Source organism: Cellulosilyticum sp. ST5 (genome assembly GCF_046529625.1).
Lineage (GTDB): Bacteria > Bacillota > Clostridia > Lachnospirales > Cellulosilyticaceae > Cellulosilyticum > Cellulosilyticum lentocellum.
The window spans coordinates 3,727,501-3,744,602 of the sequence record NZ_CP132338.1 but is presented as its reverse complement, the minus strand read 5'-3'; the positions used below and the strand labels follow the sequence as shown (position 1 = coordinate 3,744,602).

At 37.9% G+C, this 17,102-nt stretch carries 12 protein-coding genes, 1 tRNA gene and 2 rRNA genes (1 of these 15 running past the window's edge); 14 read left to right on the top strand and 1 reads right to left on the bottom strand.

The window, feature by feature from the left end:
• Positions 1-99 precede the first annotated feature (99 nt).
• The 11 genes from QTL86_RS18095 to QTL86_RS18045 all read left to right on the top strand — a co-directional run bounded on the left by QTL86_RS18095 (position 100) and on the right by QTL86_RS18045 (position 15,506).
• The gene (locus tag QTL86_RS18095; protein WP_127065116.1) at positions 100-1,494 is read left to right on the top strand and encodes a stalk domain-containing protein; all 1,395 of its coding nucleotides are present in this window, start codon (positions 100-102) and stop codon (positions 1,492-1,494) included.
• Positions 1,495-1,981: 487 nt separating this feature from the next.
• Positions 1,982-3,058, top strand: a complete 1,077-nt coding sequence (locus QTL86_RS18090) for a sulfate ABC transporter substrate-binding protein (protein WP_410495653.1) — start codon at positions 1,982-1,984, stop codon at positions 3,056-3,058.
• 69 nt (positions 3,059-3,127) lie between these two features.
• Positions 3,128-3,952, top strand: a complete 825-nt coding sequence (gene cysT, locus QTL86_RS18085; RefSeq protein ID WP_410495652.1) for a sulfate ABC transporter permease subunit CysT — start codon at positions 3,128-3,130, stop codon at positions 3,950-3,952.
• 4 nt (positions 3,953-3,956) lie between these two features.
• Positions 3,957-4,757 carry a sulfate ABC transporter permease subunit CysW gene (gene cysW, locus QTL86_RS18080; RefSeq protein WP_127065119.1) on the top strand — a complete coding sequence of 267 codons (801 nt, stop codon included), beginning with the start codon at positions 3,957-3,959 and terminating at the stop codon, positions 4,755-4,757.
• Positions 4,758-4,760: 3 nt separating this feature from the next.
• Positions 4,761-5,822, top strand: coding sequence for a sulfate/molybdate ABC transporter ATP-binding protein (locus QTL86_RS18075; RefSeq protein WP_127065120.1), 1,062 nt, complete (start codon positions 4,761-4,763; stop codon positions 5,820-5,822).
• Between the two features lie 28 nt (positions 5,823-5,850).
• The gene (locus tag QTL86_RS18070) at positions 5,851-7,596 is read left to right on the top strand and encodes an adenylyl-sulfate reductase subunit alpha (RefSeq protein ID WP_127065121.1); all 1,746 of its coding nucleotides are present in this window, start codon (positions 5,851-5,853) and stop codon (positions 7,594-7,596) included.
• Positions 7,580-7,894, top strand: coding sequence for an indolepyruvate ferredoxin oxidoreductase subunit alpha (locus tag QTL86_RS18065; RefSeq protein ID WP_127065122.1), 315 nt, complete (start codon positions 7,580-7,582; stop codon positions 7,892-7,894). The genes QTL86_RS18070 and QTL86_RS18065 overlap by 17 nt, the downstream gene beginning before the upstream one ends.
• Before the next feature lie 14 nt (positions 7,895-7,908).
• A complete protein-coding gene (gene cysD / locus QTL86_RS18060; RefSeq protein WP_127065123.1) occupies positions 7,909-8,709 on the top strand; it encodes a sulfate adenylyltransferase subunit CysD in 801 nt (266 codons plus the stop codon).
• A gap of 88 nt (positions 8,710-8,797) precedes the next feature.
• Positions 8,798-10,498, top strand: coding sequence for a sulfate adenylyltransferase subunit 1 (locus QTL86_RS18055; protein WP_410495651.1), 1,701 nt, complete (start codon positions 8,798-8,800; stop codon positions 10,496-10,498).
• Positions 10,499-10,533: 35 nt separating this feature from the next.
• Positions 10,534-12,072 carry a nitrite/sulfite reductase gene (locus QTL86_RS18050; protein WP_190283469.1) on the top strand — a complete coding sequence of 513 codons (1,539 nt, stop codon included), beginning with the start codon at positions 10,534-10,536 and terminating at the stop codon, positions 12,070-12,072.
• 531 nt (positions 12,073-12,603) lie between these two features.
• Positions 12,604-15,506 (top strand): 23S ribosomal RNA (locus QTL86_RS18045).
• A gap of 189 nt (positions 15,507-15,695) precedes the next feature.
• On the opposite strand, the gene QTL86_RS18040 is transcribed toward QTL86_RS18045, so the two are convergent.
• Positions 15,696-16,184, bottom strand: coding sequence for a GNAT family N-acetyltransferase (locus QTL86_RS18040; RefSeq protein WP_013655118.1), 489 nt, complete (start codon positions 16,182-16,184; stop codon positions 15,696-15,698).
• 228 nt (positions 16,185-16,412) lie between these two features.
• On the opposite strand from QTL86_RS18040, the gene rrf reads away from it, so the two are divergent.
• The 3 genes from rrf to QTL86_RS18025 form a co-directional block, all read left to right on the top strand.
• Positions 16,413-16,530, top strand: a 5S ribosomal RNA gene (gene rrf, locus QTL86_RS18035).
• Positions 16,531-16,534: 4 nt separating this feature from the next.
• A tRNA-Gly gene (locus QTL86_RS18030) sits at positions 16,535-16,607 on the top strand.
• 275 nt (positions 16,608-16,882) lie between these two features.
• On the top strand, positions 16,883-17,102 hold the 5' end (the start) of the coding sequence (locus QTL86_RS18025) for an N-acetylglucosaminidase (RefSeq protein ID WP_410495650.1). It continues 668 nt past the right edge of the window; 220 of the gene's 888 nt are visible here — the first part of the coding sequence; its start codon is at positions 16,883-16,885; its stop codon lies off the right edge, out of view.

Sequence of the window (17,102 nt, the reverse complement as noted above, 5' to 3'; positions counted from 1 at the left end):
ATAATTTTGTGTATATAAATAATAGATTTGATATTGAAAATATAATAAAATCTATAAGTGGTTTTACAATACAATTCCAGATAAGGATAGGAGATAGATATGAAGCTATCAAAGAAAATAGGGTTGATTTTAGTAAGTGGTATAATATTAGTAAATTCGTTACAAGCAAGTAATTTAAAGTGTCTAAGCCAAAATAATACGACAATGGTTCCATTTCGTGTAATAGGTGAAGATTTAGGAGCTAAAGTGAGCTTTGAACAGGCAAGCCAAACCATTACTTTATCTTACAGGGATACAAACATTGAATTAAAAGTAGGGAGTAAAAAGGCAACTGTAAACGGAGAAGAAAAAAATTTGCAAGTAGCACCTCAAGTAGTAGATGGAGTTACCTATGTACCTATTCGTTTTGTTGCAGAAGCATTAGGGGCAGAAGTTAATTATAAAAATGGTATTTTGGCCATTAACTTAGAAGGAAATGAAAAAGAGTGGAAACTAGAGACTATAGCAACAGGCATAAACACAAGTAGCGCTACTAATGGAAGTGGTTTTATAAATACAAGCAAGACGTTACTAGGGAAAAATGTTACAATGCTTACCATTAATATGAATGATCCTAAAGTAAAAGTAAAAATTGCCACAGCAGGTAATAAAGTAACAAGGGCAGCTGCCATTAAAGATATGGCAAATGGGGCAAAAGCTAGTATTAATGGAACCTATTTTGCAGCATATAATGGAGATGTACCGTTACCTGATGGAACTTTAGTAAGTAATGGAAGGGTTCTACACATTACTGATATTGGAGCTACTATAGGCTTCACTTCCGATAATAAGGTGTTAATTGATTTTGTTACTACTAGAGTCCAAGGATACATAAATGGGGAAGAAGCATGGACAAGCTATCGCGTAAATCGTCATACTGCGGATTCAAGTACAACAGTAATATATACACCAGAGTATGAAGGTAATATTACCTTACCTAGTGGATGGGCCGCAGTAGTATGTGTAGATGGGAAAGTAGCTAAGATGGTAACCCAAACAAGAACCGTCCCTAACAATGGTTTTATTCTTACTATGACGGAGAAGAGAAGTCAGAAGTTTAATGTAGGAGATAGCGTAGAATATAAAGTAAATTACTTACCTAAAAACACATCTTCAAAGGATTGGAATAATGTAATCTATGCACTAAGTGCAGGACCAAGCTTAATGATTGATGGAAAAATCACAGGAAATCCTTCTGATGAAAATTTTACGGAAGCTAAAATTCTTACTCAAGTAGCTCGTCGAAGTTTTATTGGTACTACAAAAGATAATCAGCTTATAATAGGTACAGTATCAGCAAGTGTAAGTGAACTTAAAAATATAGTTAAAGAAATGGGGCTTGTAAGTGCTATGTGTTTGGATGGAGGTGCTTCTTCAGGGTTATATTATAATGGGAGCTACTTATCTTCACCTGGTCGGAATGTAAATAACTGTATTAATTTCTATTATAACTAAGTGAATGTTTAAGAGAAAGTATCAGTATCAAGAAGTAGATATCATACTACCTCGACGCAAGGTCAAAGTAGAGACTATGACTGAGAGGCATTATTGGTATAGGAGGATAACGTTGTAAATGCGTAACAATATCAGTAGAGGTATTGGAGTAATAAGTAAGGTAACATAAAAAGGAGGTTGTGCTACATAGCACAACCTCCTTTTTATGTTAATGATGATTTAGCTACTGTACTACGTCTAAAGAAGATTATCTAGATAATCTATTTCAAGAAATAATAGGAAGGAAATTAGTAAATGATAACTAAAAAATAGCCTATTTTATAGTTAAGGAATAGCATTTTAATGAATATAGAGTAAATATAAAAAATTAATTGACAAATTAAAAAAATCATAATATATTATACAGAATAAACATATATGTTTACTTGGAATTAAAGAAATGAAGATTTAGTTAGAGGATTAATTATTATAAAAAGGAGGATAAGAAATGTTCAACGTATTAAGCAAGCATGGAGTAGTGTGGAAAAAGGTAAGTATATTATTAAGTTTATCTTTAACTTTAGGGGGAGTGCTACTAATGTCTGGCTGTGAAAGCGAAGTAGCAAAAGAAAATAATAAAGATGCTCAAGTGGTAGAGCTTTTGAATGTTTCTTATGACCCTACCAGAGAACTGTATGTACAGGCAAACGAGGGTTTTAGCAAGTATTGGAGGGAAAAGACCGGTCAGGACGTCATAATTAATCAATCACATGGAGGTTCAGGTAAACAGGGGCGTTCGGTTATTGAAGGTTTAGAAGCAGATGTAGTAACCTTAGCGTTAGCTTATGATATAGATGCTATCAGTGATGCAGGGCTTATAGATAGTGAATGGCAAAAAGAGTTCGCAGATAATAGCTCACCATACACATCGACAATTGTATTTCTTGTGAGAAGAGGGAATCCAAAGGGGATTCAAGATTGGGATGATTTAATCAAGGAAGGGGTATCCGTTATTACACCAAATCCCAAGACTTCGGGTGGTGCAAGATGGAACTATTTAGCTGCCTGGGCATATGAGTTAGAACGTTCAGGAGGAGATGAAGAAGCAGCTAAGTCTTTTGTTAAAGAACTCTTTTCACATGTTGAAGTATTAGATTCTGGTGCTAGGGGGGCTACGACTACTTTTGTAGAGAGAGGTATAGGGGATGTTCTTCTTGCATGGGAAAATGAAGCCTTTTTATCTATAAATGAGCTAGGTGAAGATGAATTTGAAATTATTGTCCCTTCAATAAGTATTCTAGCTGAACCACCAGTAGCTATTGTAGATGAAGTAGTAGATAAAAGAGGTACAGGAGAAATTGCTAAGGCTTATTTAGAATATCTTTATACAGAAGAAGGCCAAGAGATTGTGGCTCAAAATTATTATAGGCCTACAAATAAGCAGATAGCAGAGAAATATAAGGAACGTTTTCCAGAGGTAAAAATGGTTACAGTAGATGAAGTATTTGGTGGTTGGCGGAATGCTCAGGAAAAGCATTTTAAAGATGGTGGTGTATTTGATGAGATTTACGAGATACAGCCTTAAAGTAATGAGTGTTAGAAGAGGAGCAAAGAAGAACTTGAGTTGACAGGAAACATGGAGAGGGGAAATTAAATGAAAAAAACAAGGGGAATCATACCCGGTTTTAAGTTAACTATGGGATTTACTTTAGCTTATTTAAGCTTGATTGTACTGATTCCTTTAGCAAGTGTGATACTAAAGAGCATGGGAATAGGGGTAGATGGTTTCTTAGATACAGTACTGAACCCGAGAGCCGTAGCAAGCTATAAAGTAAGCTTTAGTTGTGCTTTAACAGCAGCCTTGGTTAATAGTATATTTGGAATTATACTGGCATGGACATTAGTTAAGTATGATTTCCCTTTTAAAGCTTTTTTAGATGGCTGCATAGATTTACCTTTTGCTTTGCCCACAGCTGTTGCTGGTATTGCGCTGACTACCCTATATTCAGAAAATGGCTGGATAGGTAAATGCTTATATTCTTTAGGTATAAAAAGCTCTTTTTCAACCTTTGGCATTACTGTAGCACTTATATTTACAGGAATGCCCTTTGTGATAAGAACGGTGCAACCTATTTTAGAAAACTTAGACCCTCAGTATGAGGAAGCTGCTACTATGCTAGGGGCGAACGGCTTTACTACCTTTAGGAAGGTTATTTTGCCTGAACTTATGGCGCCACTTCTAACAGGATTCTCCTTAGCTTTTGCAAGAGGGATTGGAGAATATGGCAGTGTAGTATTTATTGCGGGGAATATGCCTATGAAAACAGAAATTGCGCCCTTACTTATTATGGCTAAGCTAGAGCAGTATGACTATGAGGGGGCTACATCTATTGCAGTTGTTATGTTAGGGTTATCTTTCTTAATGTTATTACTTATTAATGTAGTACAACATCACAATAATAAGATGATGAGGGGGTAAGAGCATGAAAAGGAATCAATGTATTTTAATCGGTATAAGTATAAGTTTTTTAGTACTTATGTTAGGTTTTCCTCTTGTACTTATTATAGTTGAAGCATTAAGTAAGGGTTTTGAAGCGTATGCACAGGTAGTTATAGACCCTAGTACAGTAGCAGCTATGAAGCTCACAGTATTAGCAACCTTGATAGCTGTTGGGCTAAACACCCTCTTCGGACTTATGGCTGCATGGGCTATTACTAAATTTAAATTTAAAGGAAAGAATCTACTAGTAAGTCTTATTGATTTACCTTTCGCTATCTCCCCGGTTATTGCAGGTTTAGTTTTTGTATTATCCTTTGGTCGAGGAGGTTTATTTTATTCTTTTTTAGATGCCTATAACCTAAAGATTATTTTTGCTATACCAGGAATTGTATTAGCTACCGTATTTGTTACCTTTCCTTTTGTGGCTAGAGAAATTATTCCCCTTATGGAGTCTCAAGGGAAAGATGAAGAAGAGGCGGCAGCAATGATGGGTGCTGGTGGATTTACTATCTTCACGAAAATTACTTTACCTAATATTAAATGGGGGCTTTTATATGGGATAGTCCTTTGCATGGCAAGAGCTATGGGAGAGTTTGGAGCAGTATCTGTTGTTTCTGGACACATTAGAGGAAAGACCAATACCCTACCTCTACACATTGAGATTTTATACAATGAATATCAATTTGCAGCTGCCTTTGCAGTAGCATCCATATTAGTGATTTTTGCTGTTATCATACTAATATTACGAAATCAAATTGAAAAAAGAAATAAAAAGGAGGGATAGAGGATGCACATAGAAGTAAAGGGGCTAAACAAGTCTTTTGGAAAATTTAATGCTTCTCAAAATGTCAGCTTTGCCATTGAGAAAGGAAAGCTCATTGGGCTTTTAGGGCCAAGTGGGAGTGGAAAGACAACGGTTTTAAGGATGATTGCAGGTCTCGAGGCACCTGATACAGGAGATATTATTATTAATGGCATAAGGGTGAATGATATTCAAGCTGGTAAAAGAGGAATTGGTTTTGTTTTTCAAAACTATGCTTTATTTAGGCATATGAGTGTCTATGAAAATATTGCTTTTGGTTTAAAATTACAAAAACTTTCTTTAGAAGAAATTAGAGAGCGTGTAGGAGAACTTATAGAGTTAATAGGGCTTAATGGGCTAGAGAAAAGATATCCGCATCAACTTTCGGGTGGACAAAGGCAAAGAGTGGCTTTTGCAAGAGCTATTGCACCAAGACCAGAATTACTTCTTTTAGATGAGCCTTTTGCAGCTATTGATGCTAAGGTGAGAAAAGAGCTAAGAAGTTGGTTAAAGGAAATGGTTAGGAAGCTTAGTATTACCAGTGTTTTTGTTACCCATGACCAGGAGGAAGCTGTAGAAATTGCAGATGAAATCATTGTTATGAATAAAGGGCAAGTAGAACAGATGGGAAGTCCTACAGTGATTTATAAGAATCCGAGAACGCCTTTTGTAGCGCAGTTTATTGGAGAATCTACTGTAATAGAAAATTACAGTAGGTTAAAGGGCTTTAATGAAGAAGTGCATGGTACTAAAGCTGTTGTAAGACCCGAGTTTGTGGAGGTATTTAAGGATAATAAGCAAATAGTAGCAGGATCGGCAGCGGAAGATGGCTACGTTAAGGCGATTGCTTTTAGGGGGAATAATCTGGAAATAACCGTTGTAGTGGGGGATTTAGAAATATCAGGTTATCGTTCCCTTGAAGAGGAGCCAGTTCAAATTGGTGAAAGGGTACATCTACTTGTGCATAAACTTTATTTATTTGATGAAGTAGCAACAAAGATTGTAGAAAATAAATTGAAATATGACGAAATGCCTATATTTATCTAAGATGACCAAGGGAGTTGAGTGATAGAAGATGGAATTTAGAAGATTAGAAACTGATGTAGTCATTATAGGTGGAGGAACTGCAGGGTGTTATGCAGCACTTACACTTGGAGAACAAAGCTCTTATAAGATACTTATACTGGAAAAAGCTAATATTGAAAGAAGTGGCTGCTTAGCTGCTGGAGTCAATGCACTAAATGCATATATAACAAAAGGACAAACACCACAAGACTATGTGAACTATGCAACAAAAGATGCAGCCGGTATAGTGAGAGAAGATTTATTATTTTCCATGTCTCAAAGACTAAATAAGGTAACTCGCAAGCTTGAAGCATTAGGTCTAGTTATTTTAAAGGATGAACAGGGGGAATATGTAGCAAGAGGAAATAGGAATATAAAGATAAATGGTGAAAATATAAAAAGCCTATTAGCAGATGCAGTCTACGCTTCAAAAAATGTGCAAGTATTAAATCAAGTGAATGCTATTGATTACAAGGTGGTGGATGGTAAAGTAGCAGGTGCTTATGCTATAGGAGTAGAAGAAGAAATTTTTTACCACATTAAAGCTAAAGTGGTGATTTGTGCAACAGGAGGTGCTTCAGGCATTTATAAACCTAATAACCCGGGGTTTTCAAGACATAAGATGTGGTATAGTCCTTTTAATACAGGAGCAGGTTATGCTATGGGCATTCGTGCTGGAGCAGAAATGACTACTTTCGAGATGCGTTTTATTGCACTACGTTGTAAGGATACAATATCACCTACAGGCACTATTGCGCAGGGACTTGGTGCAAAGCAGATTAATAGTTTAGGTGAGGTTTATGAAATACATTATGGGAATACTACGTCAGAAAGGGTATATGGGACTGTTAAGGAAAATGAGGCAGGAAGAGGGCCTTGCTATTTAAAGACAGAAGGTATTAGTGAGGGAGAAGAGCAAGAATTACTTAAAGCCTATCTTAATATGTCTCCTGCACAAACCTTAAAATGGATAGAAGGTGGCAAAGGACCTAGCAGGGAGAATGTAGAGATTGAAGGAACAGAACCTTATATTGTAGGTGGCCATACTGCAAGTGGATATTGGGTAGCAGAAGACAGGAGTACAACTTTATCAGGACTTTTTGCTGCGGGGGATGTAGCAGGTGGTTGCCCGCAAAAGTATGTGACGGGGGCACTTGCTGAAGGAGAAATAGCAGCTGAAGCTGCTATAGCATATATTGAGCGAGAGTATATGGAACAAGAGGGCGAAGAAAAAATGAATAATAGAAAAGAACCTCAAAGTGGAACTACACAAGATAATGATACTTTAAATGAAATAGATGAGGCGCTTCTAAAATATGAAGAGGTAAAAGGTTACATAGGTGAAAAAACTACCTTATATAAGGTAGAAGAGGTAGAAGAAGCTATGCAAAAAGTAATGGATACCTATGCAGGAGGCATTTCAGTAGGTTATCGTTACAATGAAAAACAGCTACTTAAGGCAAGAGATAAAATAAATGCTCTAGTAGAATTAAGCCGTACACTAAAGGTTAAGGACATGTATGAACTCATGAAGCTTTATGAGCTAATAGACAGACTTCAGGTGGCCCAGGTACTCATTGAGCATTTAAGAGTAAGAAAAGAAACAAGGTGGCATAGCTTTGCTGAGCATACAGATTACCCTGAGCAAGATGATAAATGGCTTAAATATGTGAACTCTAAAAAGGTAAATGGAAACATAGAGATAATACTAAGGGATTTAGTAAGGAGGAGTGAGCATTATGAGCATACAAATTAATGCAGATAAATGTACTAATTGTGGCATGTGCAGAAAGGTTTGTCCTGGAAATCTCCTAACAGAGAATGATAGGCATCAAACAATTATGAGATGCCCGGAAGATTGTTGGGGTTGTACTTCTTGTGTGAAGGCATGTAATTTCCAAGCCATTTCTTATTTTTTGGGAGCAGATATAGGAGGCTTAGGAAGTACTTTACAAACAAAAGAAGAAGGCGATTTACTCCATTGGATTATGAAGCATACAGATGAATCAGAACAAGTGATTACTATAAACAAAAAACAGGCAAATACCTATTAAGAGGGGGTTAAAAGATGGATCATTTAGATAGATTAGAAGCGCAGAGTATTTTTATTTTAAGAGAAGCATATAAAAAACTAGGTAAGTTGGGTATGCTTTGGTCAATAGGAAAAGACTCAACGGTATTACTTTGGTTAGCTAAAAAGGCTTTTTATGGTCACTGCCCATTTCCTTTTATTCATGTAGATACTACTTATAAGATTCCGGAAATGATAGCATATCGTGACCGTGTTGCAAAGGAAATGAATTTAGATTTAATCGTCCATACCAATAAAGCTGCTATAGAAGCGGGGATGGGACCAGATAAGGGAAGATTAGTATGTTGCAAGGCACTTAAAACAGAAGGCTTACAGCAGGTGGTGCATGTATATGGTTTTGAAGGATTAATAGTAGGTGTGAGACGTGATGAAGAAGGTTCAAGGTCAAAGGAACGTGTCTTTAGTGAAAGAAATAAAAATGATGAATGGGATTATACAAATCAACCTCCAGAATTATGGGACCAGTTCAAAACAGATTTCCCAAAAGGTAATCATATTCGTGTTCACCCCCTTCTGCACTGGAATGAGATTGATATATGGGAATATATCAAAAGAGAAAATATGCCTATTATAGATTTATATTTTGCTAAGAATGGTAAACGTTATCGTAGTTTAGGGTGTGCGCCTTGTACAGCACAAGTTGAATCAAGTGCTACCAACCTTGATGAAATCATAGAGGAGCTAAAAAATACTACCGTTAGTGAAAGAGCAGGTAGAGCTCAAGACCAAGAAGATTCTTATGCAATGCAGAAGCTTCGCAAGGATGGTTATATGTAGATAGGGTTTGATATCACGAGATAAGATACTGATATGTAGATAAAAGTTCCTAAGATATATGAAAGAGTGAAATGATGGAGGGGAATATATGAGTCAGATACCAAATAAAGAGGTACTTAAAATAGTTGTAGTAGGTCATGTGGATCATGGTAAGTCTACAGTAATTGGGAAACTGCTATATGATACAAAATCACTGCCTGAAGGGGCGGTTGAGAAAGTTAGAAAAATAGCTAAAGAAACTGGAAAGCCTTTTGAATATGCCTATTTACTAGATGCTTTTGAAGAGGAACAAAAGCAAGGAATAACCATTGATACCACACAAATACAGTTTCAAACAACTAAGAGGGATTATGTCATTATTGATGCACCAGGACATAAGGAGTTTCTAAAAAATATGATTTCAGGAGCTGCTAGTGCAGAAGCTGCACTTTTAGTAATAGATGCCAAAGAAGGTGTACAGGAGCAATCAAGACGACATGCTTATATGCTATCCTTGTTAGGCATAAAGAAGGTTTATGTCATTGTTAACAAAATGGATTTAGTAGATTATAAAGAAGAGGTATTTAATGTAATCCGTCAGGAAATGAGTACATTTTTAGGAGCTTTAGGTGTATATCCTTTAAAATATATTCCAATCTCAGCTTTTTATGGAGAAAATATCACTAGTCAATCAGATAAGATGCCTTGGTATAAAGGCACGCCTATTATAGAAGGCATTGATGCAATAGAAAGAGATAAAGGGATAGAAGATAAGCCACTTAGACTACCTATTCAAGATGTATATAAATTCGATGATAGACGAATCATTGCGGGGCGTATTGAAAGTGGTCAGTTAAAAGTAGGAGATAAGATTACTATTTATCCAGAGGGTAAAACAACACATATTAAAAGTATTGCATATTGGGCAGAGAGAGATCAAAAGGAACAAGGTTTTGCCGGTGAGTCTATTGGTATTATTGTTGAAGATGAATTCTTTAATAAAAGAGGAGAAATTATTACTCATGAAACAAATCCTCCTTTAGTAGCTGAAAGCTTCCGTGCAAGCATTTTTTGGATGGGAAAGGAACCACTTACTATAGGCAAAAAATATAAGATTAAATTAGCTACGGAAGAGATAGAAGGAGAAGTAAGTAGTATTATCAAAGTAATCGATGCCACTAGCTTAGATAGTAATGTGACGCATCAACAAGTAGAGTTAAATGGGGTAGCAGAAGTTATTATAAATACTAAAGAACCTGTAGTATTTGATGTTTTTAGGGAGAGTCCTGTAACAGGACGTTTTGTTATGGTGGATGGCTATGATGTAGCCGGCGGTGGTATCATCACCCAAAAAGAGGGCGAAACAGTTTCGTTTAGTATTTTTAGGGGGAATGGCTTAGAGGCTAGGACTGATATATTTGATGAATTTTACTATAGCATAGAGGACTATAACATAAAAAAGGCTACAAGTTATGGGCAGGTATATGAGATAGGGGATAGTATTCCTTTACAAAGTAAAAGCTTCAAGTATCCATCTTATTTTGATATATTAGTATTAAGAGATCATGTGGCTATAAGTATTAAAGAAGGAAAAGTAGTAGACATAGTATCTCTTCAAAACTATACTTATTCCGGCTATCCTGTAGTAAATGGTAGGGGCTTTGAGGTAAATGTACATTCAAATGAAGAATTGGCCCACTTTATAGGAACTTATAGTAAGGTACAAAATAAAGAAGCCGATGAAGAAGAAAGGCTTTCAGAGCAATGGCTGACTATAGAAACTTACAGAAGATTAGCGTGGGGAAGATAAGCTGTAGAAAAGATGACAAAATGGGGGCAAAAATAGTGAAACATTCAGAGATAGAAGCAGTTATCCAAAGTGTACAAAACTATAAAGAAAAGGTGAAAGAGGTATTAAATAAGAAAGAAGAGTTAAAGAATATTAAACCTCTCCTCGGTGGGATGGGTGTTTACGAACAACGTGAAAAAGGGACTTTTATGTTAAGAGTACGTATCCCAGCAGGTGTATGTGAAGTAAAATGGCTAAGAAGTATATATGAAATTGGTAAAGAAGTAGGTGTGAGACGTTTTCACCTTACCTCTAGACAAGATATTCAATATCATGGGCTTACCCTAGCGCAAACCATTGAAGTAAAGGAAGCATTACTGAAAGAAGGTTTAGTAACTAAAGGTGGAGGGGGCAATAGCCCTAGAAATATTGCTTGTTCACCACTTTCAGGAGTAGACTCTAAGGATATATTTGATGTCACCCCTTATGCACTAGCTAGTTGTGACTTTATCATGAAGATTATAGACTCTTTTCACTTACCTCGTAAGTTTAAAATTGCATTTGCAAGTAGTAAGGAGGATACCTCAAATACTACCGTGACTGACCTTGGATTTATGGCGATGGAAGAAGATGGACACAAGTATTTTAAGGTTTTTGTAGGTGGGGGACTTGGTAGAAATCCTAAACCAGGTATTGTGTTTGAAGAGAAGCTTGAGTTACAAGAAATACTTTATGTCATACAAGGACTTAAAGAGCTCTTTGAAGATTATGGGGATTATGAAAATCGTAATAAAGCAAGAATCCGATATATCGTAGAACGCTTAGGTGAAGAAGCATTTAAGGCTAAATTACATGATTATATTGATAAAGTAAAAGCCAGAGGGATAAATGAGCCAATTATTAATGAAATAACCTATAATAAAAAGGGGGCTCATCTAAGCATAAATAATGAAAGGCTCGTAAGCCAAAAGCAAGAAGGACTTTATGGTGTCTATGTACATCCCTTTGGTGGCTATTTAAGTGTAGAAGAATTAGGCAGAATAGTAGAAATGGCAGAAGCTGTGGAGGATGTGAAAATACGTCTGACAATGGATCAAGGATTTTATATGCTTAACTTGAATGGTGAAGAAGCAGAAAGGATATTGGCTAAAACTGAGACGTTAGGCTTAACAGATATTATGAGTAAGTTAGTAGCTTGTACAGGAGCCAATACCTGTCAGATTGGATTAGCTGCGTCAGAGGAGCTTGCAGGATCTATAAAGAAGAGGTTTGACAAGGTACCTAAAGAGGTGCAAGTTTGGCTACCAGCTATACATATTTCGGGTTGTCAAAGCTCTTGTAGTGCCCATCAAATTGCAGTACTAGGTTTCTGCGGTAGCAAAAAACGTATTAATGATGAAATAAAAACAGTATTTACACTTTCCATTAACGGTAGCAAAGGTCAAGCCGGTGCGAAGCTAGGTGAAGTAGTAGGAGATTTGTTAATGGAAGATATACCGGAATTTCTTGAGAAGTTAGCTATAGGATTAAAGAAGGGCGAGATAGAACTAGAAAAAGAAGTATTGAAGAAACAGTTTGGACCTAAAATAATGTAGATGATGGATGCTTGATTTAAAGTTCATTTAAATAATAGAAAGACTCTAATTAAGTAAAAAACAAAGATATGAGTTCTTGTTGAATATCATATCCTTGTTTTACTTTTTTATTTCTTCTATAATTCTTGGCTTTATAAAGGGTGAATCAACATATCTATAAAAAACTTATAAAAAATCGTTGACTTATGTAAGTAAATAGTGTACTATAATAAAAGTCGCCAGGAACAAATGGCGACCAAATAAAAGAAATACATGAATATCAAAGATGTGAAATGTATGAATTTTAATCGTACTTTGAAAAACAAATACTACAACAATTATAGATTTGTAAGTTATAGCAATATAACTTGCGCCTAACGATAAATGTACACGCATTGTATAATGCAAAAATGTTTGTCGGGGTGTAAAATCTACAATTTAACCGATATAGTCAGAAATGACTTAAAACATTCTTTGTTTTTATCAGAAATGATAATTAACAAGGCACCAATCATGTGAAAACATGATTAGACCGCTCAATAATGAGCAATAGGTCAAGCTACTAAGAGCGTAGAGTGGATGCCTTGGCACCGAGAGCCGATGAAGGACGTGATAAGCTGCGAAAAGCTACGGGGAGTTGCAAATAAACCTTGATCCGTAGATATCCGAATGGGGAAACCTGGCAGAGCAAACCTCTGTCATCCTATAGCCAATACATAACTATAGGAAGGGAACGAAGGGAACTGAAACATCTAAGTACCTTCAGGAGGAGAAAGAAACATCGATTTCCTAAGTAGCGGCGAGCGAAAGGGAAACAGGCCAAACCAGATTACTTGTAATCTGGGGTTGAGGACTGCGTCATGGCAAGAATGCGGATAGCTGAAGAGTCTGGAAAGTCTCATCAAAGAGGGTGATAATCCCGTAAGCGAAATCCAAGTGAAGCCTAGCAGTATCCAGAGTACCACGAGACACGAGAAACCTTGTGGGAAGCCGGGGGGACCACCCCCCAAGCCTAAATACTCCTCGGTGACCGATAGCGCATAGTACTGTGAAGGAAAGGTGAAAAGAACCCCGGGAGGGGAGTGAAAGAGAACCTGAAACTCTATGTTTACAAGCAGTGGAAGCGCCATATGATGCGCAACCGCGTACTTTTTGTAGAACGGTCCGGCGAGTTACTAGCTGTGGCAAGGTTAAGTACCAGGAGGTACGAAGCCGAAGGGAAACCAAGTCTGAATAGGGCGCCAAAATAGTCATTGTTAGTAGACCCGAAACCGGGTGACCTACCCATGTGCAGGATGAAGTTACCGTAAAAGGTAATGGAGGTCCGAACTCACATCTGTTGAAAAAGGTGGAGATGACGTGTGGGTAGCGGAGAAATTCCAATCGAACCCGGAGATAGCTGGTTCTCCTCGAAATAGCTTTAGGGCTAGCGTTGATAGGAGTCTAATGGAGGTAAAGCACTGAATTGCCTAGGGGGCCCACAAGCTTACCGAAGCATATCAAACTAAGAATGCCATCAAGATACCGTCAGCAGTCAGACTACGAGTGATAAGACACGTGGTCAAAAGGAAAACAGTCCAGACCATCAGCTAAGGTCCCCAAGTGTGTGTTAAGTGGAAAAGGATGTGAGATTTCGAAGACAACTAGGATGTTGGCTTAGAAGCAGCCACTCATTCAAAGAGTGCGTAATAGCTCACTAGTCGAGAGATCTTGCGCCGAAAATGTCCGGGGCTAAAACACACCACCGAAGCTATGGAATTCACAATAGTGGATTGGTAGAGGAGCGTTGTAACGACGCAGAAGCAGTACCGTAAGGAGCTGTGGAGTAATTACAAGTGAGAATGCCGGAATGAGTAGCGAGATACAAGTGAGAATCTTGTAGGCCGAATATCCAAGGTTTCCAGAGTAAAGCTGATCTGCTCTGGGTAAGTCGGGACCTAAGGCGAGGACGAAAGTCGTAGTCGATGGACAACTGGTTCATATTCCAGTACTACCTATTATCAGAACTGCAGGGACGCAGGAGGATAGGCAAACCCAGGAATGGTATCCTGGGCCAAGCACAAAGTCGCACCTAACAGGCAAATCCGTTAGGCGAGGATGAAGTGTGATGGGGATCGAAATAAAAGTAGAGAAGTTGCTGAATCCACACTGCCGAGAAAAGCTGCTATTGCGTGATAGGTACCCGTACCGTAAACCGACACAGGTGGATGAGGAGAGAATCCTAAGGCCGACGGGAGAAGCGTTGTTAAGGAACTCGGCAAAATGACCCCGTAACTTAGGGAGAAGGGGTGCCTACTTAGGTAGGCCGCAGAGAATAGGCCCAAGCAACTGTTTAACAAAAACACAGGTCTTTGCTAAACCGAAAGGTGATGTATAAGGGCTGACGCCTGCCCGGTGCTGGAAGGTTAAGGGGAGAGGTTAGTCTAAGGACGAAGCTTTGAACTTAAGCCCCAGTAAACGGCGGCCGTAACTATAACGGTCCTAAGGTAGCGAAATTCCTTGTCAGGTAAGTTCTGACCCGCACGAAAGGCGTAATGATTTGGGCACTGTCTCGACAGCGCACCCGGTGAAATTGTAGTACCAGTGAAGATGCTGGTTACCCGCGACAGGACGGAAAGACCCCGTGGAGCTTTACTGTAGCTTGATACTGAGGTTGGGTATTACATGTACAGGATAGGAGGGAGACTGAGAAATCTGGACGCCAGTCTAGGTGGAGTCGCCGGTGGGATACCTCTCTTGTAATACTTAACTTCTAACCATGGCCCGTTACCCGGGTCTGGGACAATGTCAGGTGGACAGTTTGACTGGGGCGGTCGCCTCCTAAAGAGTAACGGAGGCGCTCAAAGGTAACCTCAGAATGGTCGGAAACCATTCGAAGAGTGCAAAGGCATAAGGTTGCTTGACTGCGACACCGACGGGTGGAGCAGGTACGAAAGTAGGACTTAGTGATCCGGTGGTATGAAAGTGGGATTGCCATCGCTCAACGGATAAAAGCTACCCCGGGGATAACAGGCTTATCTCCCCCAAGAGTTCACATCGACGGGGAGGTTTGGCACCTCGATGTCGGCTCATCGCATCCTGGAGCTGAAGCAGGTTCCAAGGGTTGGGCTGTTCGCCCATTAAAGCGGTACGCGAGCTGGGTTCAGAACGTCGTGAGACAGTTCGGTCCCTATCCGTCGTGGGCGCAGGAAATTTGAGTGGAGCTGTCCTTAGTACGAGAGGACCGGGATGGACGGACCACTGGTGCATCTGTTGTCTTACCAAAGGCATAGCAGAGTAGCCAAGTCTGGATCTGATAAACGCTGAAGGCATCTAAGCGTGAAGCAGACCACAAGATAAGATTTCCCATCCGAAAGGAGTAAGACCCCTTAGAGACTATGAGGTAGATAGGTTGGAGCTGTAAGTGTAGTAATACATTGAGGTGACCAATACTAACGGTTCGAGGGTTTGACCTAGATAATGAAGGTTGAATAGTTGTAGTATTTGTTTTTGAAGGTATGAGAAGAGAGCACCCGAGAGGGTGTTTTTTTGTCACATAAAATATCTTCTATAAAGTGATCAATTTCGTTCCATAACTAATCGCTGTTTTATAGAGGCCGTTAAATTTAATGTTGAAAAACAGGTATTTTATTGCTTGATTGATACTAAAATAGTAAAATCATATCATACCAAATAGCACCACCATGAATTGACTCAGAAATACCATGGTTAACATAGCCAAACTGATTATAAAAGGGAATAAGATTTTCTTTACAAGTTAAAATAACACCTTTTCTTTTGGTAGATTTAGCATAATCAATCATATGATTCATAAGCTTAATAGCGATACCTTGATGACGATAATCGGGCATAATATCTAGTCCAAAGATTGTTTGATAGGTGCCTGAAGGTTTGTGTAAGTCTGCTTGTTTGAAAAGAATATCACTAATAGTAGGCTCATCAATAACGGCACCATTTATAAAACCTATGATTTGATTATAGTGTTCTGCTACAAAAAAACTTTCTTTAAAAGTAAGAAGACGTTGTTGGAACTGAGTTTTATTAGCAGCTTCGGTTTGAGGAAAACATGTACTTTCAACAAAAGTAATACGGTCTAAATCATCTAATTGGGCTTGTCTTATAATGATATTCATATCTATCTCCTAATATATTTTTGTTCTAGTATAGCATATATGAGTAGAGTGATGAATATGGATAATCAATAAGTTGGTAGTGAATGGTTAGCAAGCTAAGGAAATGAGAGATAAAGAATATCTAGCTCTAGATACTAGACTATAGTTTAGCCAGGGAGGATATGAAAAATATATTGACATACGTAAGTAAATACGATATAGTATATATGCGTTAAACAACAAAATATTTCTGGTGATAATGCGCTTAGGGGAAACACCCGTTTCCATTCCGAACACGTAGGTTAAGATCTAAGCGGCTGATGGTACTTGTTGGGTGACTGACTGGGAGAGTAAGTGGTTGCCAGATTTACGCGCGAGTGGCTCAGTTGGTAGAGCATCTCCTTGCCAAGGAGAGGGTCGCGGGTTCGAGTCCCGTCTCGCGCTTAAAAAAGGAGCTAACTGTATAGTTAGCTCCTTTTTATCTATAAACTATTAACACATAAATAAAAGATTGGTATAATAAAAAATAGTTATTCAATTGAGTCCTCATAGATAATAATAGATATCTATTATTATCTATGAAATACTATAGCGATATTTATTAAAAGAGCAGTTCTGATTATTTTTGCCAAAGAGATGAATAAATATAGTGATAGATAAGGAATAGAAAAATTAAGCTGTATTATAAATAGTAGTTATATCATTTATGGGGGAATATTATGGTAATAGAAACTAATATGTATAATCAATTTCTTGAAGTAAACAGCACTAAAAAAAATGAATTCTTAGTTGAAGTAAGTGAAATTGTAAATAGAAATATGAATATAGAAATAGCATGGGAAAAGCCATATAAAACTACTTATAGTAAGACATCAGAAAATATAGAGATGGAAACTACAAGTAGTATTAATGAGACATATTCTAATTACGGAATTCCTT